Raw genomic sequence first — 25,471 nt, forward strand, 5'->3', positions numbered from 1 at the left:
GTAAATGGCTAAATTAAATGTCAACCCCACTCGTATGGAACTGGCAAATCTAAAAAAAAGATTGAATCTTGCCAGCAGAGGGCACAAGCTTCTGAAAGACAAGCAGGATGAACTAATGCGTCAGTTCATTCAGCTCATCAGGAAGAATAATGAACTTAGAAACCAGGTAGAAGAAAAGCTCGAGAAAGCAATGCAGTCATTCGCAATGGCCAAGTCATTACTTCATGAAAATTATATTGAAGAACTGATGGCTGTACCAAGCCGAAGTGTATCCTTGAATATCGATCGTAAGAACATCATGAGTGTTCGCGTACCACAGATGAACTTCCATTATGATGATCATACGAACGACGCAGCCGACTTAAGCTATGGATATTTGAATTCCAACGGTGAACTGGATCTGACCTTTGAATACCTAATCGATGTCATGCCAGATATGCTTGAACTCGCTGAAATCGAAAAAACTTGTCAGCTGATGGCAGATGAAATTGAGAAAACACGAAGACGAGTCAATGCTCTGGAATATATGACCATTCCTCAGCTTGAGGAAACGATTTACTTTATTCGGATGAAACTTGATGAGAGTGAACGTTCAGCTATTACCCGACTGATGAAAGTTAAGGATATGGGACAGTAACAGTTGATAATTACAGTGAAAATGGAGAATAAGGCATAAGTTCTTATATCTGTTTTCACTGTTTTTACATAGTATGGACAACTAGAAACTTAATAGAATGAAGATAGGCTATCAGCCAGGAGGCAAGAGTCATGACACCATCTTTTTTTGAAAAAAAGAATAAAAAGAGAGCACTCGTTTTTGGTGGAGGCGGTGAGCGCGGCTCATTTGAAATAGGTGTCTGGAGAGCTCTTGATGAGCTTGACTATGTTCCGGATATCATCACAGGCACATCTGTAGGTGCCCTGAACGGTGCACTGTATATTCTGGGCAATGTCTCTGAGGCGGAGAGGATGTGGAAAGAAATTGAAACCGGCAAGGTTCTGGATCTCGATGCACCACTGTCGATCGACAGTTTTAAAGACTATCGACGTACTCTGACTGGTTTTCTGATCAGGATAATCAGAGAAAAAGGAATTAGTTCAGCTCCTCTAAAAGCTCTAATTGATACGTATATTGATGATGAGAGCAGGATAAGAAGTGACGGTACAATTTTCGGTCTATCGACAACCAACTTGAAGACGAGAGAAATCGAGTATTATTTTCTGGACGATATTGAAGAAGGCAGGCTTAATGACTACCTTCTAGCCAGTGCGTCACTTTATCCAGCCATTCAGAAAAAAATGATCGACGGGACCCCGTACATCGATGGGGGCTACTGGAATAACATTCCGATAAACATGGCACTGGATAAATTGCCCGACCAGATTGTCCTTGTTGACCTCCAGGGCCCTGGACTACTCCATTATGACCACCGGATAGAAGAATGCGAGTCACTGCTGATCCGAACAAAGTGGCCGCTTGGAGATATGCTGCTGTTTGATACGAACAGGACAGAAGTGAATATAGAACTGGGCTACTGCGAGACTATGAAGTTAGCCAGGCCGGATATCTATAGAGGACTATGGTATACTTATGATACAGACACAGTAGAAACAGACGCCTCTGTCTTCTATCTCGCTTTGAATGGGCTTTTGACTGGTAAACGGTCAAAAGGGGTCTATGAATATATTAAAAGGGATAATCATCAGCTGATCTTTTTGAGAGAGATTGAGAAACGATGGGGCAGCGCTGTGGATGAAACCACTGTTTCTCTAGCTTTATGTGAACTGACAGGTAAATTGTTCAACATGATCCCTGATAAAATATACAGTATAGACAAGTTTCAAAATGAGATAATCCATCGTCTGATTAAAATGAGAGATGCAGAACGGAAAAATCCTATAAATGAGTTTGAACCCAGATTTCTCTTAAGTGGAAAAGAGTGGACGGAAGAATTTCTTGAAGGATTACCGCTGATATCGAACCGGACACTTGTCATACAGATTTTTGAGAGACTTGAAGATGAGCAGCTGAAGTGGGATACCCCTTTCTATAAGCTAATGATTCGAACCAGACCTTTTCCGTTCATTATTGCTTTATACTGTAAATATCTTTTGAACAAAAATTTAGGTTTGTATAGGTAAAATCAAAATTAACTTTCAATTCTACAGTCTGATATGGTAGAATTGGGGATAAGTTTTCATGGAGAATTTGTGTTGGGAAGGACTTGTAAATGAAAGATAGAGGATTGTTAATCGTTCTGTCCGGCCCGTCCGGGGTAGGAAAAGGAACAGTGAGAAAAGCTATTTTCGATAATTATTCAAATGAATTTGATTATTCCATATCAATGACCACACGCAAGAGACGTGAGGGTGAAAAAGAAGGCATTGACTACTATTTCAGAACTAAAGAAGAGTTCGAACAGCTGATAGCTGAAGATGGTCTGCTGGAGTATGCTGAATATGTTGGAAACTACTATGGAACCCCATTGGAGTACGTCAATCAGACGCTGGATGAAGGTCGGGATGTCTTTTTGGAAATCGAGGTCCAGGGAGCTTTGAAAGTCCGAGAAAAAATGCCTGAGGGAATCTTTATATTTCTATCGCCACCGGATCTGGATGAACTTAAGTCAAGAATCGTCAACCGTGGAACAGACAGTGATGAAATGATTGAGAGACGAATGCATAAAGCTGTAGAAGAACTTAAGCTGATTCAGTATTACGACTATGTGGTAGAAAACGATACAGTTAAAAATGCAGCAAGAAAAATCAGAAACATCATAGAAAGTGAACACCTCAAAGTGACAAGGAATTTAAGAGAGTACGCAGAAATTATAGAGGAGATGGAATAAATGCTGTTATACCCTTCACAGGATGATTTACTTAAAAAGATCGATTCGAAATATTCATTGGTGATACTGGCTGCCAAGAGAGCCAAACAACTTCACGACAATCCGTCAGCTGCTATGCTGGAAACGTACCAGAGTGTTAAAAATGTCGGGAAGGCCCTAGAAGAAATTAAATCCGGTGATCTGGTCATCGATCCGGATAGTCTTTCAAATTAAATCAATGAAACCTCTGATCGTCTGTTCATCAAAGATTTTTCTTTGCCGGACAAGTTCAGAGGTTTTTTCTAGTGTATAAACTGGGAAAGTACTATGAGGACACATAGGCTGAAAATTGGTAAACTAATAAAAACAGCAATGAGGTGACGTAATGATCAATGGAAAAAAGATAGCCCTGTATGTAACGGGAGGAATAGCTGTATACAAAGCAGTGGACTTGTTGAGAGAACTGATAAAAAATGGAGCAGAGGTAAGGGTGGCTATGACAAAAGGAGCAGCAGAGTTCGTCACACCCCTGACCTTTCAGATTCTGAGCAAACATACTGTTTATATTGATACATTTGCTGAAGACGACCCTAGTACAGTCAATCATATCAATTTGGCTGACTGGGCGGACTACTCTATAGTAGCGCCCCTTACTGCCAATACATTGGCAAAGATGGCACATGGGTTAGCTGATAATTTCGTGACATCAGCTCTTCTTGCAGTGACCCATCCAGTATTCACTGTACCTGCGATGAATGGAAATATGTACAGAAATACCGTGACTCAGGAAAATATTGAGAAGCTTTCAGCTAGAGGAATAGGTGTCATGAGCCCTGATACTGGGTTTCTGGCTGAAGGGTACAGTGGAGAAGGACGTTTTCCTGAAAAATCCAGAATAATAGACGAGCTGGAAGCTTTTATCCGAGATTACTCTGAGAAGCTTCCTCTAAGAAACAAAAAAATCATTGTGACTGCTGGTGGAACAAAAGAACGGATCGATCCGGTCAGGTATATTACAAATGACTCGTCAGGAAAAATGGGACATGCATTGGCAGTGGAAGCCTGGAAGAGAGGAGCCGAAGTGGTATTGATCAGTGCAAGTCAGCTGGCTACACCAGATTATATTACGCGTGTCCCTGTTGAATCTGCTGAAGAGATGCTGAGAACTGTGACTGATGAATTTGACGATGCGGATGCAGTGATCATGGCTGCTGCAGTATCCGATTATACGCCTGCTACCGTTGAAAAACAGAAGATGAAGAAAAAAGATAGCCTCACATTATCATTCAGAAAAAACCCGGATATACTAAAAAGTCTAGGAGAAAAGAAAAAACCAGATCAGTTGCTCATCGGTTTTGCAGCTGAAACGGAAGATCTGATTCGATACGCAGAAAAGAAGCTGAATGATAAAAATGCTGACTTGATTATTGCCAATGACGTCGGGAAAAAAGACAGAGGCTTCAATGTTGATGAAAATGAAGTGACCATGCTGTCGAGAAAGTCGGAACCTGTTACGATAAGTTTGAGGAGCAAATCAGATGTTTCAGTCGAGGTCATAGACTGGTTGGTCACTAATATGAACTGAAAGGAAGAATCAGATGGCATTATTTGCTGAAGTTATAGTGGACGTGCCTACGTTACAGACAAATCAGCCTTATTCCTATAAAATCCCAGAGCGTTTTGAAGCGTTTATTCAGAAAGGCATGAGAGTGATCGTACCTTTTGGTAAGGGAAGCCGAACGGTCCAGGGCTTTGTCGTGGGCTTCAGTGATCAGACGACTTTTTCGGGCGATATAAAAGAAATCCAGTCCCTCATGGATAACTCGCCGGTACTGAGTGAAGAAATGATTACTCTTGGCAGCGACCTGGCTTATCAGACTTTCAGTTTTCAGATCAAATGCTATCAGACAATGCTTCCTGCTGTACTAAAAGCGCGTTATGTCAGAGTAATACGTGTTATCGATGAGATTGATGAAGACCTGCTGTTCGATTTGTTTAAAGGCAAAGATCGAATAAGCTGGGAAGAGGCTGAGAAAGCTGACAGCCTGGATATTGTCCTTAAACTGGAAAAAGAAAATAAAGTGCATATCGATTACCTCGTTACAGACAAGAGTACAGTCAAAAAAGAAAAATATGTCAGACCGTTATTGTCATATGAGCACCTGGAAGAAATGAAGATGGGGATTCCGTCAAATGCGCACAAGCAGCTGATCCTTTTAAACCTGCTGCAGCAGATGGAAAAAGAAGAGGAGCAGCCTGTCACAGCATTTAAAGAACACGGTCTGTCCTTGTCTCATATTCGGACGGGAGAAGGAAAAGGCTGGTGTGAAGTTGTCGAGAAGGAAGTCCTGAGAGATCCTTTTTCAGATATTACTTTTGAACAGAGTCAGCCGCTTTCTCTGACAGCCGATCAGAAATTGGCTTTCGACACGATCGATCGGGCTGTAAAGACTGAACAGCATGAAGTCTTTCTGCTTCAGGGGGTGACAGGAAGCGGCAAGACGGAAGTTTATCTTCAGACGATTTCTGAAGTTCTAGAAAAGGATAAAGGGGCTCTCATGCTTGTACCTGAAATTGCCCTGACACCACAGATGGTCGAACGATTCAAAGGACGTTTCGGAGACCGTGTAGCTGTTCTGCACAGCGGCTTGTCTGATGGCGAAAAGTATGATGAATGGAGAAAGATCGAGAGAGGACAGGCTCAAGTAGTGGTAGGCGCCCGTTCCAGTATTTTTGCGCCACTAAAAAAGATCGGGCTGATTATCATTGACGAAGAACACGAAACGACCTACAAGCAGGAAGAGTTTCCTAAATACCATGCCCGTGATGTAGCAGTCTGGCGGGGACAGTATCATAACTGTCCTGTCCTGCTGGGAAGTGCAACGCCTTCTCTGGAATCAAGGGCGCGAGCGATGAAAGGAGTATATACCCTTCTGGAACTGAGTGAGCGGGCTAACCAGGCTGCTATGCCGCAAGTTAAGGTTATCGATATGCGTGAGGAAGCTAAAAACGGTAACCGATCCACTTTTTCAGACGTGCTCCTGACTGAGCTGGACAAGCGCATCCATAAGAATGAACAGGCTGTCCTGCTTTTGAACCGAAGAGGCTACTCATCGTTTGTCCTCTGTCGGGACTGCGGATACGTACTGGAATGTCCCAATTGTGACATATCTCAGACCCTTCATATGGATACTAAGACAATGAAGTGCCACTACTGCGGCCATGAAGAAGGGATTCCAAGAAACTGTCCGATATGTACAAGCCCTGCGATCCGTTACTACGGTACCGGGACTCAAAAAGTTGAAGAGGAACTGCAGGAGTATCTTCCAGACGCCCGCATCATTCGTATGGATGTTGATACTACAAGAAAAAAAGGGGCACATCAGAAACTGTTCAAGCGGTTTGAACAGAAACAGGCTGATATCTTGCTCGGGACTCAGATGATAGCCAAAGGTCTGGATTTTCCGGATGTCACTCTAGTTGGGGTCATTAATGCAGACACATCTCTTGGACTACCGGATTTCCGGTCTGCAGAAAAAACCTTTCAGCTGCTTACTCAGGTGAGTGGGCGATCCGGACGTGGACAGAAGACTGGAGAAGTCATTGTCCAGTCTTACAATCCTGATCATTACGCCATTCAGAAAGCAAAGCATCACGATTATGATTCATTTTTCAAAAAAGAGATGAATCTGAGACGGCTCAGTGAATACAGTCCTTATTATTTTCTGCTTAAGCTGTCAGTCAGTCATGAGAACGAAATGACTGCAGCTAAGAAAATTCATGAATTCATAGAGTTTTTGAAACCGTCTTTAAGTGAACAGGCTATTATATTAGGACCGACTCCAAAGTCCATTGCCAGAACACATAACCGCTATCATTTCCAGACGATCATCAAATATAAAAAAGAAGAGAAACTTAAAGAAAAGTGCCATGAGCTGCTGATGAATACCCAGAAAGAACAAGCTAAAGGTCTGTATATATCCTTGGACTATCATCCGCTCGACTTTATTTAAGAGGAAAGGGGTTTATCCTATGTATAAAATAGTATTTATGGGAACACCTGAATTTTCAGTACCGATACTGGAAGGACTTATACAGGAAGAAAATTACGAGGTGATTGGAGTTGTCACTCAGCCGGACCGTAAAGTGGGACGTAAAAAGGTGGTGACTCCGCCACCTGTTAAAAAGAAAGCCGTTGAACATGGCATTGCTGTTTTCCAACCGGAAAAACTGTCAGGATCCGAAGAGATGAATCAGGTGCTTGCGCTTGAACCTGATATCATCGTTACCGCTGCCTATGGACAGTATGTGCCGACGAAAATGCTTAAAGCGCCAAAGTATAAGGCAGTCAATGTGCACGCATCTCTGCTTCCAAAGTACAGAGGTGCGGCGCCTATTCATTATGCACTAATCAATGGGGATAGAGAAACAGGTGTAACCATCATGTACATGGAAAAGGAAATGGATGCAGGAGACATCATTTCCCAAAGGTCTCTGAGAATTGATCCGGAAGATACTGTTGGAACGCTTTTCGGTAAATTAAGTTTGATCGGTAGAGACCTCCTTCTGGACACCCTTCCGGATATCTTTTCCGGGACTCACACACCTACAAGTCAGGATTTGTCTGAAGTGACCTATTCACCGATGATTTCCAGAGAAGAAGAAAAAATCGACTGGACTAAGCGAGCAGAGACCATCGCTTTTAAAGTACGTGGAATGAATACATTTCCCGGAGCATATACCTTGCTGAAAGGTCAGAGATTCAAGATCTGGCGGGCAGAGGCAGTCAGTCAATCATCTGATAAAGAGCCTGGAACGATAGTCAGACTTACAAATAAGGACATGCAGATTCAGTGCGGAGAACAGACTGTCTTGTCCCTTAAGGAAGTTCAGCCATTCGGTAAGCCTAAAATGACGATAGAAGACTTTCTGTCCGGAGCAGTCAACCACTTAGAAGAAGGGGAACGATTTGAGTAATCAGAAGATAAAGCAAAGCAGCCGTTACCTGGCTGTTGAAATTTTCGACAAGGTTGAAGCCAGTCAGGCATTCAGTAATATTGTACTGAACGATGTCCTCAGACAGAATCAGCTGTCTCCAGAAGATACACGTTTTCTGACTGAGCTGGTATATGGTGTCATTCAGAATAAGATGAAGCTGGATTATCAACTGGATCCATTTATCAGAAAACAGAAGAAAATAGATGGATGGGTCATGCAGCTGCTGCGTGTATCCTTATACCAAATCACACTTCTCGATAAAATACCTATGCATGCGATAGTCAATGAAGCTGTTAATATTGCTAAGGTCAGAGGAAACAGAGGGATCGCAGGGTTTGTCAACGGCGTACTCCGTGCTATTGAGCGAAAAGGCGTACGCTCAGCAGATGACATCAGTGAACCGATAAAAAAATTGTCCATTATGTACAGTTACCCTGAGTGGATCGTTACACTTCTATCAGAAGAAGTTGGAATGGAAGAGACAGAACAAATACTCGATTCCTTATCTGACAAGGCCCGCTTAAGTTTAAGGGTTAACACGACACTCAAGTCTGTGGAAGACGTTCAGAGGCATCTGGAACTGGAAGGATTTGAAACTGAAAAGAGCAAAGTGTCTGCAAACGGACTGATTTGTCTGCGAGGTCTGCCTGTGCACTCGTCATTATTTAAGGATGGAGTCATCACGATTCAGGACGAAAGTTCCATGCTTGTTGCTGAAGCACTGCAAATTGAAGCTGGGGATGCGGTTCTGGACGCTTGTGCAGCACCAGGGGGGAAAACCACCCACATCGCCACTTATCTGGATAAAACCAAAGGCGGACAGGTGACCGCTCTTGATCTTCATGAGAAAAAAATAAGAAAAATAAGAGAAAATGCGGATCGACTGGGATTTGCTGATATAATAATAACGAATGCCATGGATGCGAGAAAAGCCGCTGAAACATTTGAACACGAGTCATTCGACAAGATACTTATTGATGCCCCGTGTTCAGGCTTAGGTCTTATGAGAAGGAAACCAGATATCCGCTACCAGAAAAGACTGTCAGATATAAATGCTCTGCAGAAAGTCCAGCTGGATATTCTGACTTCTGTCGCTCCGCTGCTGAAAAAAGGTGGACGACTTGTTTACAGTACTTGCACAATCACCAGAAAAGAAAATGATGACGTGGTAGAAGCTTTCCTCTCAGAACAGCCTTCATATGAAATCGAACCGGTTTATAGAAATAACTCGAGCATCAAGCTATCTGAAAATGGCTTTCTTCATCTGTACCCGCATCGGTACCATACGGACGGTTTTTTCATAGCTTCTTTGAGAAAGACATAGTCAGTTTAATTCTGTTCACTGATCATAGACTTATGGTCGGTGATTTACATAGGAAAATATGGAGTGATACAAACTGAATACTTATAAGAAAACACATATTGGAATGAGAACGATTAATCAGGATTTTGTCGAACTCTTTTATAATCAGGCCGATCAGCTGCTGGCTATTTTATGTGACGGCATGGGTGGACACAAGGCTGGAGATATTGCAAGCGAGATGGCTGTCATGCAGTTGGGTCACAGATGGCAGGAAACAGCTTTTGCCACTTCAGCAGATGTTAAGGAATGGCTTGACAGGCAGATCAATATAGAGAATCAGCGGATCTACAGAGTAGCCAGGACTTACAATGATCTTCAGGGAATGGGAACCACCCTTGTTACTGCAGCGTTTATTAATGAAGCGATCGTAATAGCTAACGTCGGGGACAGCAGAGCATACCAGCTGAATGCTGACGATGATATGCGTCTGATCACAGTCGATCATTCGTTTGCCAACGAACTCCGACTGAGCGGTGAAATTACTGAGGAAGAAGCGAAAAATCATCATCAGAGGCACACCCTCACACGCTCGCTAGGAGTGTTTGACAAAGTGATGATTGACTTTTTTGAACTGAATAAAGAAGAGACACAGCTGATCCTGCTCTGCTCCGATGGGCTATCGAATGGGATCGATAGGAAAGAGATGAACAACATCGTGCAGAGTGAACTAAATTTAAGTAGCAAAGCTGAAGCCTTGATTGATGCTTCATTAAAAAATGGATCGACAGACAATATAACCGTCTGCCTGATCGATTTGACTGAACAGTCGCAGAATGTTAGGAGGGGAGCGTAAGTGATTCCCGGAGAAAGAATTAGCAACAGATATAAGATAATAAGAGAAATAGGATCCGGAGGTATGGCACAAGTTTGCCTGGCAGAAGATCTTATCCTTGAAAGAAATGTGGCCGTTAAACTGATGGCCTATAATTTTCATAATGATGAGACCAGTATCAGACGCTTCAAGAGAGAGGCCCTTTCAACAACTGAGCTGACACATCCGTATATAGTCAATGTGGTCGATGTAGGGGAAGATGATACACCTTACATCGTCATGGAATACGTGGAGGGATACGATCTTAAGGAATTTATTCGTCAGAACCATCCGATACCCTATAAAAAAACAATCGAAATCATGTCTCAGATTTTAGCTGCTGTAGAATATGCACATAATCACAATATTATCCATAGAGACCTTAAACCGCAGAATATTCTTATCGATCATAGTGAAAAAGTAAAAATAACGGACTTTGGGATTGCAGTAGCATTGTCAGAAAATTCCATTACTCAAACTAACTCGCTGCTGGGATCCGTTCACTATATTTCGCCCGAGCAAGCGAGAGGAAGTATGGCAACGAAGCAGTCAGATATCTATTCACTGGGTATCCTTCTTTACGAACTGCTCGCGGGCCGTGTGCCATTCGATGGGGAGTCTCCAGTATCGATTGCCTTGAAGCATTTCCAGAACGACATGCCTTCACTAAAAGAAAACGATTCTTCACTTCCGCAGGCTCTCGAAAATGTTGTTCTGAAAGCCACAGCTAAAGAACCGGGTAATCGTTACCGGTCTGTCACAGAGATGAAGAAGGATCTTGAAACAACATTGTCAGAATCACGGGCAGAAGAAATGAAATTTATGCCTGTATCGACACACGATGATGAAACACGTATGATTGAACCGGTAAAAATCAGACCGGATAAAATTGAAGCACCTTCAGCTGAGCAAAAACCAGTTGAAGAGCCGGATAAAGCTTCACCCGAACCTAATAAAGAGAAGAAGAGAAAACGGCGGAGGAAAGGCTTGCTTTTCATCATTATTCTTCTTTTGATGCTGATTGGCTCTCTTCTGGTCTTCAGTATGACACAACCAAGAGAGGTGAGTGTGCCGGATCTATCAGGCCTTACTCTTGAGGAGGCCGAAGAAGAACTGGAAGAACTGAATTTGCAGGTGGGAGATATCGTTGAGCAGAACAGCAGTGATGTGGAAGCAGGTAGAATAATCCGTACAAATCCGTCACCTGATGCAGTACTCCGGGAATTTGCTTCAGTTAACCTGTTTGTCAGCCTGGGGGAAGAGATGATCACCCTTGAAGATTATGAAAATGTCTCATATGAGGATGCGAGGGCTGAACTGACAGATATGGGCTTCACGGTAGAAAGAGAAGACGTATTCAGTAATGATATATCTGAAGGGAATGTCGTCTCCCAAAGTATATCTGCCGGCGAAGAAGTAGTGCCAAGTGAATCGACGATAACCCTTGAAGTAAGCAGTGGTCCGGAAGGTTTTACTCTAAGGCGTCTTGTCGGATATTCTTCTGTAGGAGTAGAAGACTATGCCGATGATCTGAACCTTTCAGTAACTATTACCAATGAACCGCACGATACTATTCCTGAAGGACAGGTTGCCCGACAGTCTCCTGAACCGGGAACAACGGTATATCCGGGATCGAGAATCTCAGTTGTCTTCTCAACTGGGCCTGAAGAACCCGAATATGTAACGTTTGTCAGAGGTATCATCATTGAGTACCTAAGTGAGACAGGAGAAGATGCAGAAAATGATGGAGATGAAGAAAATGAAGAAGATGATGAAAACGGAGAATCAGACGAAGGGCTGACACCCAATGCCATTGAGATTTATGTCGAAGATGCTGAGAACTCGTTTGACGATGTCTACCGAGCCTTTGACATCTATGAGGACACTCCGGAAATCATTACATTCGTAGTGGAAGAAGGACAGACAGCCAGTTTCCGAATCGTTAGAGACGGGGAAGTCATCAGAGAAGAAACAGGGATAAGTCCGAACGACTAGAAGGAGGAAGCTACTTGCACGAAGGACGAATAATAAAAGCCCTCAGCGGTTTCTACTATATCCAGACACCTGAAAAAGATGTGTATCAGACCCGTCCGAGAGGGATTTTCAGAAAGAGAAATGAAACACCTCTCGTCGGTGATAAAGTGAAGTTTACATTCGAGACAGACAAAGAAGGAACACTGGAAGAAATAATGCCGAGAGAAAATGAACTGTCCCGTCCATCCGTTGCCAATGTGGATCTGGGCTTTGTCATCATGTCGGTCAAGGACCCGGATTTTTCTACTTCACTTCTTGACCGTTATCTTGTGTCTCTTGAGCAGCATCATATCACTCCGGTCATCTACATTACCAAGACAGACCTGACGACAGATGAAGAATACGCTGCTGCAAAGGATCTTGCCGATATTTATACTTCTATCGGATACAAAGTGATATTACCGGATCAAAATAAGCAGGTGAGTCCAGAGATACTGCAGGAGAGATTTAGAGATCTTGTCAAAGATAAGCTGGCAGTGTTCATGGGGCAGTCCGGAGCTGGCAAGTCAACCCTGCTGAACAGTCTTAACCCGGAACTTAAACTGAAGATTGGGGAAACCTCCAAATCACTTGGAAGAGGAAGGCATACGACACGACACGTTGAGCTTGTGCCTTTACTCGGAGGCCTGGTTGCAGATACGCCTGGTTTCAGTGCGATTCAGTTTGATGAGCTGGATGCACAGAATCTGTCAGCCTGTTTTCCGGAAATATGGGAAAAAGGAAAAGACTGTCGGTTCAGCGGATGTATACATCAGAATGAACCAAATTGTGCCGTCAAGAAGGCTGTAGAGGAACAGCTGATAGCATCATTTAGATACAACAACTATCTCTTTCTTATCGAAGAGATACAGAACAGAAAACCACGTTATGGAAAGAAGAGGGGAAAATAATGGTTAAAATTGCGCCATCGATTCTTAGTGCGGATTTTGCAGAACTGAAGAATGAGATTCAGAAAGTTGAAAATGGGGGAGCAGACTGGATCCATATCGATACGATGGATGGGCATTTCGTACCAAACCTGTCATTTGGTATCCCGATAGTCAAATCCGTTAGACCACACACCCAATTGCCTCTTGATTGTCATCTGATGGTAGAAAACCCTGAAAATTATATCAATGACTTTGCTGAGGCAGGAGCAGATATTATTTCGATTCACGCTGAAAGCACGAATCATCTGCATCGTGCGCTCCAGATGATTCGGTCAGCTGAAGTTAAAGCGGGTCTGGTAATCAATCCGGCCACTCCCGTCTCCATGATAGCTGATAGTCTGCACATGACAGATCTCGTCCTAGTCATGACAGTCAATCCTGGATTTGGAGGGCAGTCGTTCATTAAAGAGACGGTCAGTAAGATAGAGCAGCTGGCTGCTCTGAAACAAGAGCACGGGTATTCTTATGAAATAGAAGTTGACGGTGGAATAAATGATGAGACTGCAAAAGTCTGTATAGAAGCAGGTGCTACAGTACTGGTAGCCGGTTCATACGTCTATGGTGCAAGTGATGCTGGACAGCAGATCACCAATCTGAAACAGTCGGTGAAATAGATGAGTACGGTCCATATTATGCTGGGAAGCCCGGATGAGCAAAGAGCCTGGCCACCAAAGAAACAGCAGGATCACTACATCGGCGTGGACAGAGGGGCATTTTACCTAACTGAAAATGGCTACAGTCCTGACTTGGCTCTTGGCGATTTCGATTCGATTTCAGAGGTGGAAAAGCAGAAGATAAAAGAACATGTTGGGACATTTATTGAAGTAGATCCGGATAAAGAAGATACGGATGCAGAGCTAAGTCTGGTCTATGCCATGAAGCAGTTTGACTCAGAGAAGTTGATTGTCTATGGCTGGTCAGGTGGGCGTCTGGATCATCTGATGAGCATTCTTATGATTCCATTGCAGCCTAGATTCCACAAAATCCAAGGAAAAATTGAGTTTGTCAATCAGACTAACAGTATAAAGTATTATCAGCCCGGCGTACACAAAGTGGTTAAAGAGCATAATAAAACTTACTGCTCTGTTATCGGGATGACTCCGGTCAAGCACCTGTCTCTTGGTCAGGGGTTCAAGTATCAGCTCGATGGAGTTAATTATGACTACCCAGCAGCTCTGATCAGTAATGAGTTCGTGGCAGCAACTGCAAACCTGACCTTTAAGTCGGGTATAATAGCTTTTGTTCAAAGTAGAGACTGAATACATTTATATCAGAATATGATTTCAGGAATGATAAGAAATCCAGATGACTAAACTTTGACTAAAAAGCAATGAGACCTCACCAAAAGTGGCGAGAGCCCTCATTGTTTTTTAGTCAGAAGTATCAGGTGGCGAAAGGATAATAGTGACAAATCCAATCCCTTATAAAAATATAGTTGTCTGAACACCATACTAAAGACAGCAAGTGATACGTCTAAAGTTAAAATTTATAGTATAGACCGCTCTCAGATATGGTAATATAGAAATATAATAATTGATACTATAACTAATTAAGCTTTTACATAGCGAATAGAGGTATGCAGATGATTAATAATAGAAGGAAGTTTTTCCGCTGCCGGATCAGTGGGTTTAAAGAAGCGACGATGATCCTTCCGGCAAAAGAAGATAGGGTGTATACAATAACGCTCAACAATATTAGTGGTAACGGATTGTCCTTTGTGAGTAGAGAAACATTCAAGGTCACCGAGTTTCTAACATATACATTTAAATTTGAACTGGAAGAAGAATGGTTTGAACTGGAGGGATGCATTATCCGCAAGAGCGGAGAGGAGAACCGGTACATTAAGTACGGCGTAAAACTAGCTCCTTTATCAGTAAAAGAAGAGTCGAGACTAATCAGAGTGATAAATAAGTATCAGATCAAACAGAATAAATCTGATCTTTTTTCAGAAGACTGAACTTTATATATGTTTGCTGAGATCCTTTAAGTACTATTCGATTTAAACAACCCGACTGTCCGTGACTAGTTTGTCCTGAGCTGTCGGGTTGTTTTGATGATTGTCTTAGGTAACCCATTTTAAAATAAATAAAATATCAAAAAAAGCCTGCATATGCTAAATTAATTAACATCTGCAGGCTCTATGATTTTATTATTATACGCGTTCAACTTTTCCTGATTTTAAAGCGCGGGCAGAAACCCAAACTTTTTTAGGTTTTCCATCAACCATGATACGAACTTTTTGTAAATTCGCAGCGAAGCGACGTTTTGATTTGTTGTTAGCGTGTGAGCGGTTGTTTCCGCTTCTAGCTTTACGTCCAGTTACAAAACATTCTTTAGCCATTTTTTCTCCTCCTTCGTGCATAGCTTTAACAAACAAAGCTAACTCATACTTATATAAAGTATCACATATCAGTGAATGAAGCAAGTCTTTTTTTATAATCGTTCAAGGATTATTACTTTACAGCCGACGGTATACATTTTTTTCTGAAAGTCGTTATGAATAGTAAGTTTTATCTACAAAAGTAGGCTGGAACAGTGTATACTGGAGGATATAACATAAACAGTTTATTCATCACATACCCAGAGGTAAGGTCCGGATTATCTTGCCTTTTTTTACGGGGTGCGATATGCTAAAATATGTTTGAATATCAAAGAAACCTTTAAAAAAACTCTGTATATATAGTAGGAGAAAGGGGAAAAAGGATGAGTGTTCAGTTGAACAATGAATTTGGAACGATTGAAATGTCAAATGATGTCATATCGACTGTAGTGGGTGGAGCAGCTACTGAGATTTTCGGAATCGTAGGTATGGCTAGCCGTAAACATGTGAGAGATGGGATCAATGAAATCCTAAATAGAGACAACTACTCAAGAGGTGTAGAGGTCAGACAGGAAGATCAGGGTATTGTTGTAGATGTCTACATCGTAGTCAGTTACGGCACGAAAATAACTGAAGTATCTAAAAATGTTCAGGAGCGAGTGAGATACCAGCTGGAACATGACCTGGGTATTGTCGCCAGTTCAGTGAATGTATATGTTCAGGGCGTAAGAGTTCAAAATGACATGTAAGCCATAGTCACTGTTCTAAAAGTGACAAAGGAGGAAATTGCAAAAGTGGATGTTAAGAGTTTAAAATCAAAAAAGTTTAAAGAAATGGTGGCCCTGGGTAGAAAACGTCTGGACGAACAGACTGAATATGTTAACTCATTGAATGTATTCCCGGTACCGGATGGTGATACAGGGACAAATATGAATTTATCATTTACCAGCGGAGCGAATGCTGTTAAAGATTCAACCAGTGACAACATGGGAGACACTGCCCAGGCACTGGCCAAGGGTCTGCTTATGGGTGCCCGTGGAAATTCCGGTGTTATTCTTTCCCAGCTTTTCAGAGGCTTCTCTAAAGCGATCGAAGGCAAAGAAGAAATTAATGCACAGGAATTAGCTGCAGCTTTTCAAGGTGGGGTAGACACAGCCTACAACGCAGTGATGAAACCTGTAGAAGGGACAATACTGACAGTTGCAAGACAGTCAGCAAAAGCCGGATTGAAAAAGGCTGAGGAATCTGACGAAGTTATCGAGATAATGGAAACTGTCCTCACTGCTGCTAAAAAATCACTTAAAAAGACCCCTGATCTTCTGCCGGTTCTTAAAGAAGTAGGCGTGGTTGACAGTGGCGGACAAGGTCTAGTGTATATTTATGAAGGCTTTCTTTCTTCACTGACTGGAGAAGAGCTTGTTGAAGAAGAACATGAACTGGATGAACTGGTTCGTGCAGAACACCATAGAGGCGGCGTGCATGAGCATGTATCAACTGAAGACATCACGTTTGGATACTGTACTGAAATTATGGTTCGTATCGGCGAAGGAGAAACAGTTGAGCAGGAATTTGACTACGAAGAGTTCAGAAATTACTTAGATAAACTCGGAGATTCTCTTCTAGTCGTAGCAGATGAAGAAGTCATCAAAGTGCACGTGCATACCGAAAAACCGGGCGAAGTCATGAACTACGGTCAGAAATTCGGCTCACTGATGAAGATCAAAGTCGATAATATGCGTGAGCAGCACTCTGAGCTGTCTCATTCTGACGAATCTACTCCGCAGACTACTAAGAAAAAAGATTTTGCTGTTGTAGCTATAGCTCCTGGAGAAGGGCTTAAAGTCCTGTTTGAAAGTCTGGGTGTTGACTATGTGCTTCAAGGTGGACAGACGATGAATCCAAGTACTGAAGATATCGTCAAAGCCATGGAAAGCGTACCGGCTGACAACTACATTATTCTGCCTAACAATAAGAATATCTTCATGGCTGCTGAGCAGGCTGCACAAGTCGTCGAAGCAAGTGCAGCTGTCGTTGAGACACGTACGATTCAGCAAGGGCTGACAGCTATGCTGGGATACAATCCGGCACATGATCTGGAAACAAACAAAGAGACAATGACTGAAGAACTGGATCTTGTAAAATCCGGTCAAATCACTTTTGCAGTTAGAGACACCGAAATCAACGGCCTGGCGATCCGCAAGGACGATTTCATGGGTCTGATCGATGGAGAAATCAAAGTAACAGAACCTGATATGTTTGATGTAGCGGTCAAGACAATAGAGCTGATGATTGATGACGACAGCGAGATCGTCACACTGCTTATCGGTGAAGATGGAACTGAAGAAGAAGCTGAAAAAATCTCTGAGTATATCAATGATCACTTCCCTGATTTGGAAGTTGAAATTCATGCTGGAGATCAGCCCGTTTATCCGTATCTGATTTCTGTAGAATAATTATTAAGAGGAATAGGAGAAACGACTTGTGATTCTGTTGTTTCCTCTATTCCTGTTTTTTTAGAAAGGAGAGAGTTTGTGAATCAGTCTATTCAAGACCCGGTATCAGTACTCTCAGGCGTTGGAGAAAAAAGAGTCGATGCTCTGAACGATTTGGGGATTTACACAATTTACGATCTTCTGACCCATTATCCCTTTCGCTATGAAGACCTGACTGTGAGAGCTATCGATGAAATTGAAGATAACGAAAAAGTGGTGCTGGAAGGCATTGCACTGTCAGATGGTGTATTAAGTCACTTCGGGAGAAGAAAGAATCGACTGACTTTCCGTATCAACTGCGATCATGTGATAGTTAGCGTGACTTTCTTTAATCAGCCTTTCCTTCAGAAACAGGTACAGGCCGGTAACCTTTTAAAGATATACGGGCGCTGGGATATCAATAGAAAACAGCTTAACGGCATAAAAATCCTTTCTACAGGAAATGAGAATCAGAATACCGAGGCCATTTACCATACTACGAAAAAAATCAGACAGTCTACTTTGCTCAAACTGATAAAACAAGCATGGGACATCTATCATCCTTTTATAGAGGATAATATGCCACTGACTCTACTGGAAGAGTTTAAGCTGTCGAGCATGAAAGAGACGATATTCAATATGCATTTTCCGGAAAGTGATGAGCAGCTTGAAAAGGCCCGGTACTCAGTTGTATTCAGAGAGTTTTTTTACTATCAGATGAAACTGATCTGGCGTAAGAAACAGCTGAAGAACAGCCAGTTTGGTAATCGTATCGAATATGATGTTGATAGACTGAAGTCATTTTTCAGGAGTCTGCCATACGAACTGACGGAGGCTCAGAAAAGAGTAGTCAATGAAGTCTGTAAAGATCTTCTGTCTTCCCGCCAGATGTTCAGACTGGTGCAGGGGGACGTTGGGAGTGGAAAGACAGTGGTAGCCGCTGCAGCGATATTAGCTGCCCAGACAGATGGCAGGCAGACGGCATTCATGGCACCTACTGAAATTCTTGCCGCTCAGCATAAAGAGTCTCTTGATGAGATGTTCCTTGATATAGACATTACAGTTGCTCTGCTGACGGGATCTACTCGTAAGAAAGAAAGAGATGCCATCCTTGAAGGTCTGAAAAATGGTTCGATTGATTGTGTCGTTGGAACCCATGCTTTGATACAGGAAGGGGTCAATTACAAGTCTCTCGCTCTCGTCATCACTGATGAGCAGCATCGGTTCGGAGTGAATCAGAGAAAAGCTTTGAGAGAAAAGGGCTATCACCCCGATGTACTCTTCATGACGGCCACCCCTATACCTAGAACGTTATCGATTACGGCATATGGAGAGATGGATGTATCGATCATCGATGAAATGCCAAAGGGAAGGAAACCGATATCCACTTACTGGATCCGTCCGGCTCATTTTGACAGACTGATTGGATTTGTACAGAAAGAGTTGAGTAAAGGTCACCAGGTTTATGTCATCAGCCCGCTGATTGAAGAGTCGGAAACCATGGATCTTGAAAACGTAACTGCGCTGCAGACCACCTACCAGGAAGCTCTAGGAAGTCAGGCGTCAGTCGGGCTGCTTCATGGTAAAATGACACCTTCAGAAAAAGAAGAAGTTATGACAGCATTTCAGGCAAACGAACTGAATGTGCTCGTCTCGACAACAGTCATCGAAGTAGGCGTAAATGTCCCGAACGCTACATTAATGATCATTCACGACGCAGACCGGTTCGGCCTGGCTCAGCTACATCAGCTGAGAGGCAGAGTAGGGCGTGGAGCAGATGAATCTTACTGTGTTCTAATCGCTGATCCCAAAGGAGAAAAAGGAGCAGAGCGAATGAAAATCGTCACCGAAACGAGTGACGGCTTTGTCCTCAGTGAGAAGGATCTGGAAATGCGTGGGTCCGGAGATATGTTCGGGCTGAAGCAGTCGGGGATGCCTGAATTCAAACTTGCTGATATCAATGAAGATGCAGTGATTTTAGAATACGCACGTAAGCAGGCTATACTTCTACTGAATTCAGAACAGTTTTATCAGGAAGAAGCGTATGCTGGACTCAGAAATGAGATAGGAATCATCCTCGATCAGCAGCCGATCCTTGACTAACATTAGAAAGTAACAGGAGGAAATTAAAGTGAGAATTGCTGTAGATGCTATGGGCGGAGATAACGCCCCTAAGGAAATCGTTAAAGGTTGTTTAAGGGCAGCCAGAGAATTTTCAGACGTGACACTTGTCTTATATGGGAAGGAAGAAGCTATCAGAAATGAATTGAGCGAAGATCTTCCTAACATCGAGATCGTTCACTCTGAAGAAGTGGTCAAAAGTGATGACGATCCAGTCAGATCAATTCGAAGAAAAAAAGAATCATCGATGGTCAAAGCTGCTTACTCTGTAAAAAATGGTGAAAACCATGCCTTGTTCTCTGCAGGGAACACCGGCGCGCTTCTTGCTGCAGGAACATTGATTATTGGTCGTATGAAAGGGATCGATCGTCCCGGACTTCTGGCGACATTACCTGCATTATCAGATAAACGGGCAGTTTTCAATATGATCGATGTAGGGGCAAATGCAGATTCGAAACCCCTGAATATCAATCAATATGCCACTTTAGGGACCTATTACTCAAAGCATGTCCACGGGATAGATAAGCCGACTGTTGGACTGCTGAACAACGGGACCGAAGAAAACAAAGGAAATGACCTGTCTAAATCATCGTATGCCCTATTGAAAGAGAACGATGCAATCAATTTTATCGGTAATGTAGAAGCAAGAGACCTTTTGGATGGGGTTGCTGATGTGGTTGTTACTGATGGATTTACAGGGAATGCGGTGCTTAAAACAATTGAAGGGACCGCGCTCTCTCTGATGAGCGTCATAAAAGGTGCGATCATGGACAACGGGATCAAAGCCAAACTTGGCGGGCTGATGCTTAAAGACAGTCTTAAAGAAGTGAAAGATCTGCTAGATTATTCCAAGTATGGAGGAGCAGTCCTGTTTGGTCTTAAAGCACCGGTTATAAAGACGCATGGATCAGCAACTGAAGAGCCCGTTTACCATACGATCAGACAGATAAGAGAAATGCTCGAATCTAGTCTCCTCGAAGATCTAATCAGGCATTTCGAAAATCAGTAAGTACAGGCTCGTCTGTAATATATGACGTTTTTTTGTAATTCTTTTAAAAAATATGGAAATTACAATGAGGATGTTATACAATTATCCTTGTGAATCAAATGATATTTTAATAATAGATTAATAGAACTAATAGAAACTGATCAATTATCAGCGGAGGAGTAGAGTAGAATGAATGAACAGGAAGTATTTGACAAAGTTAAAAACATTATTGTAGAGCGCCTAGGTGTAGATGAAGAAAAAATTACACGCGACACCACGTTTAAAGATGATCTGGGTGCAGACTCTCTGGATATAGTGGAACTGGTCATGGAAATGGAAGATACATTTGGTAAAGAAATATCAGATGAAGACGCTGAACAGATCACAACTGTCGGAAAAGCAGTCGATTACATCAAGAGTAACGCATAGTTTATTTTGAACAAAATATGACTCCTTGATTTTAATTAGAATAAAGTTAGAAAAAAAGCTTTAAAATTTAACTTATTGTTATAAAATTAAAAAAGAGTATTGATATTATAATAAATCAGGTGTATAATTCGATTTATATTATTAAGCTTTTGATGAAAATCAAATGAGAGTTTAATAATTTTCTCTGACTTACAGGGAAGTAGAGTATAGGAGGTTAAGTAGTGGCCGTCGAACGAAGTTTGTTAGAGGTTAACAACTTAGAAACAGGATTCAGATTTGGAGATGTTTACCACAACGCTGTAGATGGCGTGTCATTGACGCTGAAGAAAAATGAGATACTTGCAATAGTCGGTGAGTCCGGCTGCGGGAAATCTACTTTGGCTACATCGATCATGGGACTTCACGATCATAAGAACACCCAAATTAAAGGAGAAGTATTATATAAAGATTTAAACCTTCTCGACTTGAATGAAAAGTTGTATAACCGAATTAGAGGTAATGACATAGGTATGATTTTTCAGGATCCACTAGGGTCTCTAAATCCACTTATGACTATTTTTAATCAAATATCAGAATCACTTGAATACCATTCTGATTTAAATGAACAGCAGCGTAAAGGCCGAGTGCTTGAACTGCTGAACCAGGTTGGGATCCCCCGCCCTGAACAGATAATGAAAGCTTATCCGCATGAGTTGTCAGGTGGAATGAGACAGAGGGTCGTCATTGCGATCGCACTGGCCAACAAACCGCCGATCATCATTGCAGATGAACCGACTACCGCATTGGATGTTACCATTCAGGCTCAGATTCTTGACCTGATGAATGACATACAGGACGAAACAGGTTCAGGAATTATCCTGATCACTCACGACCTTGGTGTAGTAGCAGAAACAGCGGATAGAGTGGCGGTTATGTATGCAGGACAGATCGTAGAAGAAGCACCGGTTGAAGAACTGTTTGCCAATCCTAAGCACCCATACACACGTTCTTTACTTAACTCTATTCCTCATGAACTGGAAAGTGATGATGATGAGCTTCATGTGATACATGGAACTGTCCCTTCGCTTCAGAAACTGCCAAGAAAAGGGTGCCGTTTTGCTCCGCGTATTCCATGGATTCCTGAAAGTGCACATGAAGAAAATCCAGTTTTGCATGAAGTGAGTCCAAACCACAAAGTGAGATGTACATGCTGGAAGCATTTCCACTTTGAAGGGGAGGAAAAATAATAATGGGATTTATTGAAGTTAAAGATTTAAAAGTACATTATCCGATCCGAGGCGGCGTGCTGAACACGATTCAGAGCTATGTAAAAGCCGTCGATGGTGTCAACCTGACGATTGAAGGCGGGAAGACATACGGTCTGGTTGGAGAATCAGGATCAGGAAAGACGACGATCGGAAAGACGATCATTGGTCTTGAGAAAGCGACTTCAGGACAGATCATATATGAAGGACAGAATGTAACTAATAAAGCTAGAAGCCGCAAAGAAAAATATGCAGCGTATAACAAAGACGTTCAGATGATTTTCCAGGATGCAACATCATCCATGAATCCGAAGAAGCGTATTCTAGATGTTATTGCAGAACCTATGCGTAATTACTTTGATTATACTCCAGATGAAATCAAGCGTAAAGTTGTGGATCTACTTGAGATCGTTGGGATGAATGCCGAGGCTATGTACAAATACCCTCATGAATTCTCCGGTGGACAGAGACAGAGAATAGGTGTTGCCCGTGCCGTTGCGAGTGATCCGAAACTGATCATTGCTGATGAACCGACATCTGCTTTGGACCTTTCCGTGCAGGCTCAGGTTCTTAACTTTATGAGACGTATTCAGAAAGAGTACAACTTAAGCTACCTTTTCATTTCACATGACCTTGGTGTGGTTCAGCACATGTCAGATGATATTGCAATCATGCACAGAGGACGCTTCGTTGAACAAGGGTCTAAAAAGGAAATTTACAGCAACCCGCAGCATATTTACACTAAACGTCTCCTGTCAGCGATTCCAGATATGGATCCGACTACTAGAGCTGCGCATAAAGTTGAAAGACAGCGCGTAGAAGCCGAGTACGATGCACAGGAAACAGAATACTATGATCCTGACGGGCGAGTATATGATCTGCAGGAATTCAAAAAAGATCACCTTGTTGCTCTTCAGCCGGAAGCACCTAATGCTTCTCTGCAAAATGAGAAAGTGAAAACAGGAGGGGAACGTTAGACATGTGGAAGACGATTTTTAGACGAATACTTTTAATGATTCCTCAAATGATTATTTTAAGTATCCTGATTTTTATTATTGCTGATTTCATGCCTGGAGACCCATTCCGAGGACTGGTCGATCCTAACTTGGACCCAGCTCAACTTGAGGCGCAGCGTGAAGCGTTTGGATTGAACGATCCTCTGCCTGTCAGATATGTCAGATGGGTTGGAGATGCTCTCCAAGGTGATTTCGGACGAAGTTTCAACTATCAGCAGCCAGTGGTGGCTGTAATAGGTGGAAGACTAGGAAATACTGTAAGGCTGTCCTTGTTATCAGTTATTCTGACGTATCTTATCGGTCTGCCTTTGGGAATACTGGCTGGAAGATATAATGAGTCTGTACTGGATAAAACAGTGCTGGTCTATAACTTTGTCAGTTTCGCCGTTCCGATATTCGTATTGGCCCTGCTGATGGTCTGGATATTCGGGTACAACCTTAACTGGTTCCCATCCAGAGGGTCGGTCAGCATCAATGCTAGTACCCCTTGGGAAGTTTGGACAAGTCGATTATATCACTTGATACTTCCGTCTATAACAACCGCAATCTTAGGTACCACGTCTATTATTCAGTATCTAAGAAGTGAAATAATTGATGCCAAAGTATCAGACTATGTGAAGACAGCACGATCTAAAGGTGTCCCGATTTCCAAAGTCTATACTAAACACATCTTCAGAAATGCGTCACTTCCAATCGCCTCAGGATTTGGATTTACAATTGTAGGTCTATTTACCGGATCAATCTTTATCGAACAGATCTTTAATTACCGCGGTATGGGATATTTATTCCTCCAGTCAATCAACACGCGAGATTACAGTGTCATCTTTGTCCTTGTGTTGTTCTACGGATTCTTAGGATTGATAGGGACATTACTTTCAGATTTGATCTTGATGGCTGTAGATCCACGTATTAGAATTGATTAGATTATTTTCAACTGGAAAGGAATGAATAAATCTTATGGCTACAAACCAAGACGCGGAAGCAGCAGTCCTGTCGGATGATATGGCCGCTTCTTCCCCACCAATGGGGATTAAAGTAATTGTTCGCGAATTTATGAGAGATAAGCTGGCCCTGGCTTCTCTAATATTGCTGGTTGGACTTCTGGTCACCGTATTCATCTGGTCTTTCCTTATTGATCAGGACCAGGTTACCAACGTCAGCTTGTGGGATTCGTACTTGAGACCTATGTCTTTCAGTGAAGATCCGGCTAGAGAAGGCATGCGCTTTATACTCGGAACAGATTCAGCGGGAAGAGATATTTTTGGTCTTCTTCTAATAGGAGCAAGAAATTCACTGCTTCTCGGATGGTCAGTGACTGTTGTTACTAGTATTATCGGTATTGTTATCGGAATTCTTGCTGCATACTATGCTGGACTTATCGATAACATCATCATGCGGATCATAGACTTCATCATGATTTTGCCTCAGCTAATGATCATTATCATCTTTATTACGATTGTTCCGACTTATAATGTATTTACATTTGCATTGATACTTATAGTTTTCAACTGGCATGGCCAGGCAAGGTTTATCAGGGGACGTGCACTGACAGTCGGACGATTGGATTTTATCAGTGCATCGAAGACAATGGGAACTCCGTCACTCGTGATCATGCTTCGTGAAATGATGCCTAACATCAGTTCACTGATCATCGTCAACCTGACACTGAACTTTGCAGGAAGTATCGGCTTAGAAACAGGGTTATCTTACTTAGGTTTCGGGCTTCCGCCTGGAACACCAAGTTTAGGAACCTTAGTTGCCTATGCCACCAATCCAGATATTCTGGAGAATAGAGCTTGGGTTTGGTTACCGGCTTCAACACTCATCCTAGTGTTGGTGCTGTGTATAAACTACGTCGGTCGTGCGCTCCAACGTGCTGCAGACGCTAAACAAAGATTAGGATAAGAGAAGGGGAGAAA

The 25,471-nt window shown here is 42.4% G+C and carries 24 protein-coding genes; 23 read left to right on the forward strand and 1 reads right to left on the reverse strand.

Annotation, left to right across the window (positions count from 1 at the left end):
• Positions 1-4 precede the first annotated feature (4 nt).
• The 14 genes from BLR76_RS02425 (at position 5) to BLR76_RS02490 (ending at position 14,920) form a co-directional block, all read left to right on the forward strand.
• Positions 5-637 carry a V-type ATP synthase subunit D gene (locus BLR76_RS02425; protein WP_091265010.1) on the forward strand — a complete coding sequence of 211 codons (633 nt, stop codon included), beginning with the start codon at positions 5-7 and terminating at the stop codon, positions 635-637.
• Positions 638-768: 131 nt separating this feature from the next.
• Positions 769-2,142 carry a patatin-like phospholipase family protein gene (locus BLR76_RS02430; protein ID WP_091265012.1) on the forward strand — a complete coding sequence of 458 codons (1,374 nt, stop codon included), beginning with the start codon at positions 769-771 and terminating at the stop codon, positions 2,140-2,142.
• An 89-nt stretch (positions 2,143-2,231) separates the two neighbouring features.
• A complete protein-coding gene (gene gmk, locus BLR76_RS02435) occupies positions 2,232-2,849 on the forward strand; it encodes a guanylate kinase (protein WP_091265014.1) in 618 nt (205 codons plus the stop codon).
• Positions 2,850-3,062, forward strand: coding sequence for a DNA-directed RNA polymerase subunit omega (gene rpoZ / locus BLR76_RS02440; protein WP_091265016.1), 213 nt, complete (start codon positions 2,850-2,852; stop codon positions 3,060-3,062). It begins immediately after the preceding gene.
• Positions 3,063-3,213: 151 nt separating this feature from the next.
• A complete protein-coding gene (coaBC, locus tag BLR76_RS02445) occupies positions 3,214-4,413 on the forward strand; it encodes a bifunctional phosphopantothenoylcysteine decarboxylase/phosphopantothenate--cysteine ligase CoaBC (protein ID WP_091265018.1) in 1,200 nt (399 codons plus the stop codon).
• Between the two features lie 13 nt (positions 4,414-4,426).
• Positions 4,427-6,841: a primosomal protein N' gene (gene priA, locus BLR76_RS02450; protein ID WP_091265021.1), complete on the forward strand. Its 2,415-nt coding sequence runs from the start codon at positions 4,427-4,429 to the stop codon at positions 6,839-6,841.
• A gap of 19 nt (positions 6,842-6,860) precedes the next feature.
• Positions 6,861-7,805 carry a methionyl-tRNA formyltransferase gene (gene fmt, locus BLR76_RS02455; protein WP_091265023.1) on the forward strand — a complete coding sequence of 315 codons (945 nt, stop codon included), beginning with the start codon at positions 6,861-6,863 and terminating at the stop codon, positions 7,803-7,805.
• The gene (rsmB, locus tag BLR76_RS02460) at positions 7,798-9,150 is read left to right on the forward strand and encodes a 16S rRNA (cytosine(967)-C(5))-methyltransferase RsmB (RefSeq protein ID WP_091265027.1); all 1,353 of its coding nucleotides are present in this window, start codon (positions 7,798-7,800) and stop codon (positions 9,148-9,150) included. The genes fmt and rsmB overlap by 8 nt, the downstream gene beginning before the upstream one ends.
• Before the next feature lie 103 nt (positions 9,151-9,253).
• Positions 9,254-9,982, forward strand: a complete 729-nt coding sequence (locus BLR76_RS02465) for a Stp1/IreP family PP2C-type Ser/Thr phosphatase (protein WP_091265029.1) — start codon at positions 9,254-9,256, stop codon at positions 9,980-9,982.
• Positions 9,983-11,995 carry a Stk1 family PASTA domain-containing Ser/Thr kinase gene (pknB, locus tag BLR76_RS02470; RefSeq protein ID WP_091265031.1) on the forward strand — a complete coding sequence of 671 codons (2,013 nt, stop codon included), beginning with the start codon at positions 9,983-9,985 and terminating at the stop codon, positions 11,993-11,995.
• A 14-nt stretch (positions 11,996-12,009) separates the two neighbouring features.
• Positions 12,010-12,924 carry a ribosome small subunit-dependent GTPase A gene (gene rsgA, locus BLR76_RS02475; RefSeq protein ID WP_091265033.1) on the forward strand — a complete coding sequence of 305 codons (915 nt, stop codon included), beginning with the start codon at positions 12,010-12,012 and terminating at the stop codon, positions 12,922-12,924.
• A complete protein-coding gene (rpe, locus tag BLR76_RS02480) occupies positions 12,924-13,577 on the forward strand; it encodes a ribulose-phosphate 3-epimerase (protein WP_091265036.1) in 654 nt (217 codons plus the stop codon). The genes rsgA and rpe overlap by 1 nt, the downstream gene beginning before the upstream one ends.
• Positions 13,578-14,222 (forward strand): thiamine diphosphokinase, encoded by a 645-nt coding sequence (locus BLR76_RS02485; protein ID WP_091265038.1) that lies wholly within the window; start codon positions 13,578-13,580, stop codon positions 14,220-14,222.
• A 323-nt stretch (positions 14,223-14,545) separates the two neighbouring features.
• Positions 14,546-14,920 carry a PilZ domain-containing protein gene (locus BLR76_RS02490; protein ID WP_176759581.1) on the forward strand — a complete coding sequence of 125 codons (375 nt, stop codon included), beginning with the start codon at positions 14,546-14,548 and terminating at the stop codon, positions 14,918-14,920.
• Positions 14,921-15,115: 195 nt separating this feature from the next.
• Here the strand turns inward: BLR76_RS02490 and rpmB are convergent, their stop codons facing one another.
• Positions 15,116-15,304: a 50S ribosomal protein L28 gene (gene rpmB, locus BLR76_RS02495; RefSeq protein WP_034299399.1), complete on the reverse strand. Its 189-nt coding sequence runs from the start codon at positions 15,302-15,304 to the stop codon at positions 15,116-15,118.
• Between the two features lie 362 nt (positions 15,305-15,666).
• Between rpmB and BLR76_RS02500 the strand changes: the two genes are divergently transcribed.
• The 9 genes from BLR76_RS02500 (at position 15,667) to BLR76_RS02540 (ending at position 25,457) form a co-directional block, all read left to right on the forward strand.
• Positions 15,667-16,032, forward strand: a complete 366-nt coding sequence (locus BLR76_RS02500) for an Asp23/Gls24 family envelope stress response protein (protein WP_091265043.1) — start codon at positions 15,667-15,669, stop codon at positions 16,030-16,032.
• A 45-nt stretch (positions 16,033-16,077) separates the two neighbouring features.
• Complete coding sequence (locus BLR76_RS02505; protein WP_091265045.1) at positions 16,078-17,736, forward strand: DAK2 domain-containing protein; 1,659 nt, start codon at positions 16,078-16,080, stop codon at positions 17,734-17,736.
• Positions 17,737-17,814: 78 nt separating this feature from the next.
• Entirely contained in the window at positions 17,815-19,857 is a 2,043-nt protein-coding gene (recG, locus tag BLR76_RS02510; protein WP_091265047.1) for an ATP-dependent DNA helicase RecG, read from the forward strand.
• A 28-nt stretch (positions 19,858-19,885) separates the two neighbouring features.
• Complete coding sequence (gene plsX, locus BLR76_RS02515) at positions 19,886-20,884, forward strand: phosphate acyltransferase PlsX (RefSeq protein WP_091265050.1); 999 nt, start codon at positions 19,886-19,888, stop codon at positions 20,882-20,884.
• A gap of 168 nt (positions 20,885-21,052) precedes the next feature.
• Complete coding sequence (gene acpP, locus BLR76_RS02520; RefSeq protein ID WP_091265052.1) at positions 21,053-21,292, forward strand: acyl carrier protein; 240 nt, start codon at positions 21,053-21,055, stop codon at positions 21,290-21,292.
• Positions 21,293-21,513: 221 nt separating this feature from the next.
• On the forward strand, positions 21,514-22,518 hold the full coding sequence (locus BLR76_RS02525) for an ABC transporter ATP-binding protein (protein WP_091265054.1): 1,005 nt from the start codon (positions 21,514-21,516) through the stop codon (positions 22,516-22,518).
• Positions 22,519-22,520: 2 nt separating this feature from the next.
• A complete protein-coding gene (locus BLR76_RS02530; RefSeq protein WP_091265057.1) occupies positions 22,521-23,513 on the forward strand; it encodes an ATP-binding cassette domain-containing protein in 993 nt (330 codons plus the stop codon).
• Between the two features lie 2 nt (positions 23,514-23,515).
• Positions 23,516-24,475: an ABC transporter permease gene (locus BLR76_RS02535; RefSeq protein ID WP_091265060.1), complete on the forward strand. Its 960-nt coding sequence runs from the start codon at positions 23,516-23,518 to the stop codon at positions 24,473-24,475.
• Between the two features lie 34 nt (positions 24,476-24,509).
• Positions 24,510-25,457, forward strand: a complete 948-nt coding sequence (locus BLR76_RS02540) for an ABC transporter permease (protein ID WP_245683004.1) — start codon at positions 24,510-24,512, stop codon at positions 25,455-25,457.
• The last annotated feature ends 14 nt before the right edge of the window (positions 25,458-25,471 follow it).

The organism is Alkalibacterium thalassium (genome assembly GCF_900101165.1).
Taxonomy (GTDB): domain Bacteria; phylum Bacillota; class Bacilli; order Lactobacillales; family Carnobacteriaceae_A; genus Alkalibacterium; species Alkalibacterium indicireducens.

Bases quoted from the DNA above. Each gene is read 5' to 3' on its own strand.
- BLR76_RS02425 (WP_091265010.1), top strand. From the start codon at position 5: ATGGCTAAATTAAATGTCAACCCCACTCGTATGGAACTGGCAAATCTA.
- BLR76_RS02430 (WP_091265012.1), top strand. From the start codon at position 769: ATGACACCATCTTTTTTTGAAAAAAAGAATAAAAAGAGAGCACTCGTT.
- gmk (WP_091265014.1), top strand. From the start codon at position 2,232: ATGAAAGATAGAGGATTGTTAATCGTTCTGTCCGGCCCGTCCGGGGTA.
- rpoZ (WP_091265016.1), top strand. From the start codon at position 2,850: ATGCTGTTATACCCTTCACAGGATGATTTACTTAAAAAGATCGATTCG.
- coaBC (WP_091265018.1), top strand. From the start codon at position 3,214: ATGATCAATGGAAAAAAGATAGCCCTGTATGTAACGGGAGGAATAGCT.
- priA (WP_091265021.1), top strand. From the start codon at position 4,427: ATGGCATTATTTGCTGAAGTTATAGTGGACGTGCCTACGTTACAGACA.
- fmt (WP_091265023.1), top strand. From the start codon at position 6,861: ATGTATAAAATAGTATTTATGGGAACACCTGAATTTTCAGTACCGATA.
- BLR76_RS02465 (WP_091265029.1), top strand. From the start codon at position 9,254: ATGAGAACGATTAATCAGGATTTTGTCGAACTCTTTTATAATCAGGCC.
- rpe (WP_091265036.1), top strand. From the start codon at position 12,924: ATGGTTAAAATTGCGCCATCGATTCTTAGTGCGGATTTTGCAGAACTG.
- BLR76_RS02485 (WP_091265038.1), top strand. From the start codon at position 13,578: ATGAGTACGGTCCATATTATGCTGGGAAGCCCGGATGAGCAAAGAGCC.
- BLR76_RS02490 (WP_176759581.1), top strand. From the start codon at position 14,546: ATGATTAATAATAGAAGGAAGTTTTTCCGCTGCCGGATCAGTGGGTTT.
- rpmB (WP_034299399.1), bottom strand. From the start codon at position 15,304: ATGGCTAAAGAATGTTTTGTAACTGGACGTAAAGCTAGAAGCGGAAAC.
- BLR76_RS02500 (WP_091265043.1), top strand. From the start codon at position 15,667: ATGAGTGTTCAGTTGAACAATGAATTTGGAACGATTGAAATGTCAAAT.
- acpP (WP_091265052.1), top strand. From the start codon at position 21,053: ATGAATGAACAGGAAGTATTTGACAAAGTTAAAAACATTATTGTAGAG.
- BLR76_RS02530 (WP_091265057.1), top strand. From the start codon at position 22,521: ATGGGATTTATTGAAGTTAAAGATTTAAAAGTACATTATCCGATCCGA.
- BLR76_RS02535 (WP_091265060.1), top strand. From the start codon at position 23,516: ATGTGGAAGACGATTTTTAGACGAATACTTTTAATGATTCCTCAAATG.
- BLR76_RS02540 (WP_245683004.1), top strand. From the start codon at position 24,510: ATGGCTACAAACCAAGACGCGGAAGCAGCAGTCCTGTCGGATGATATG.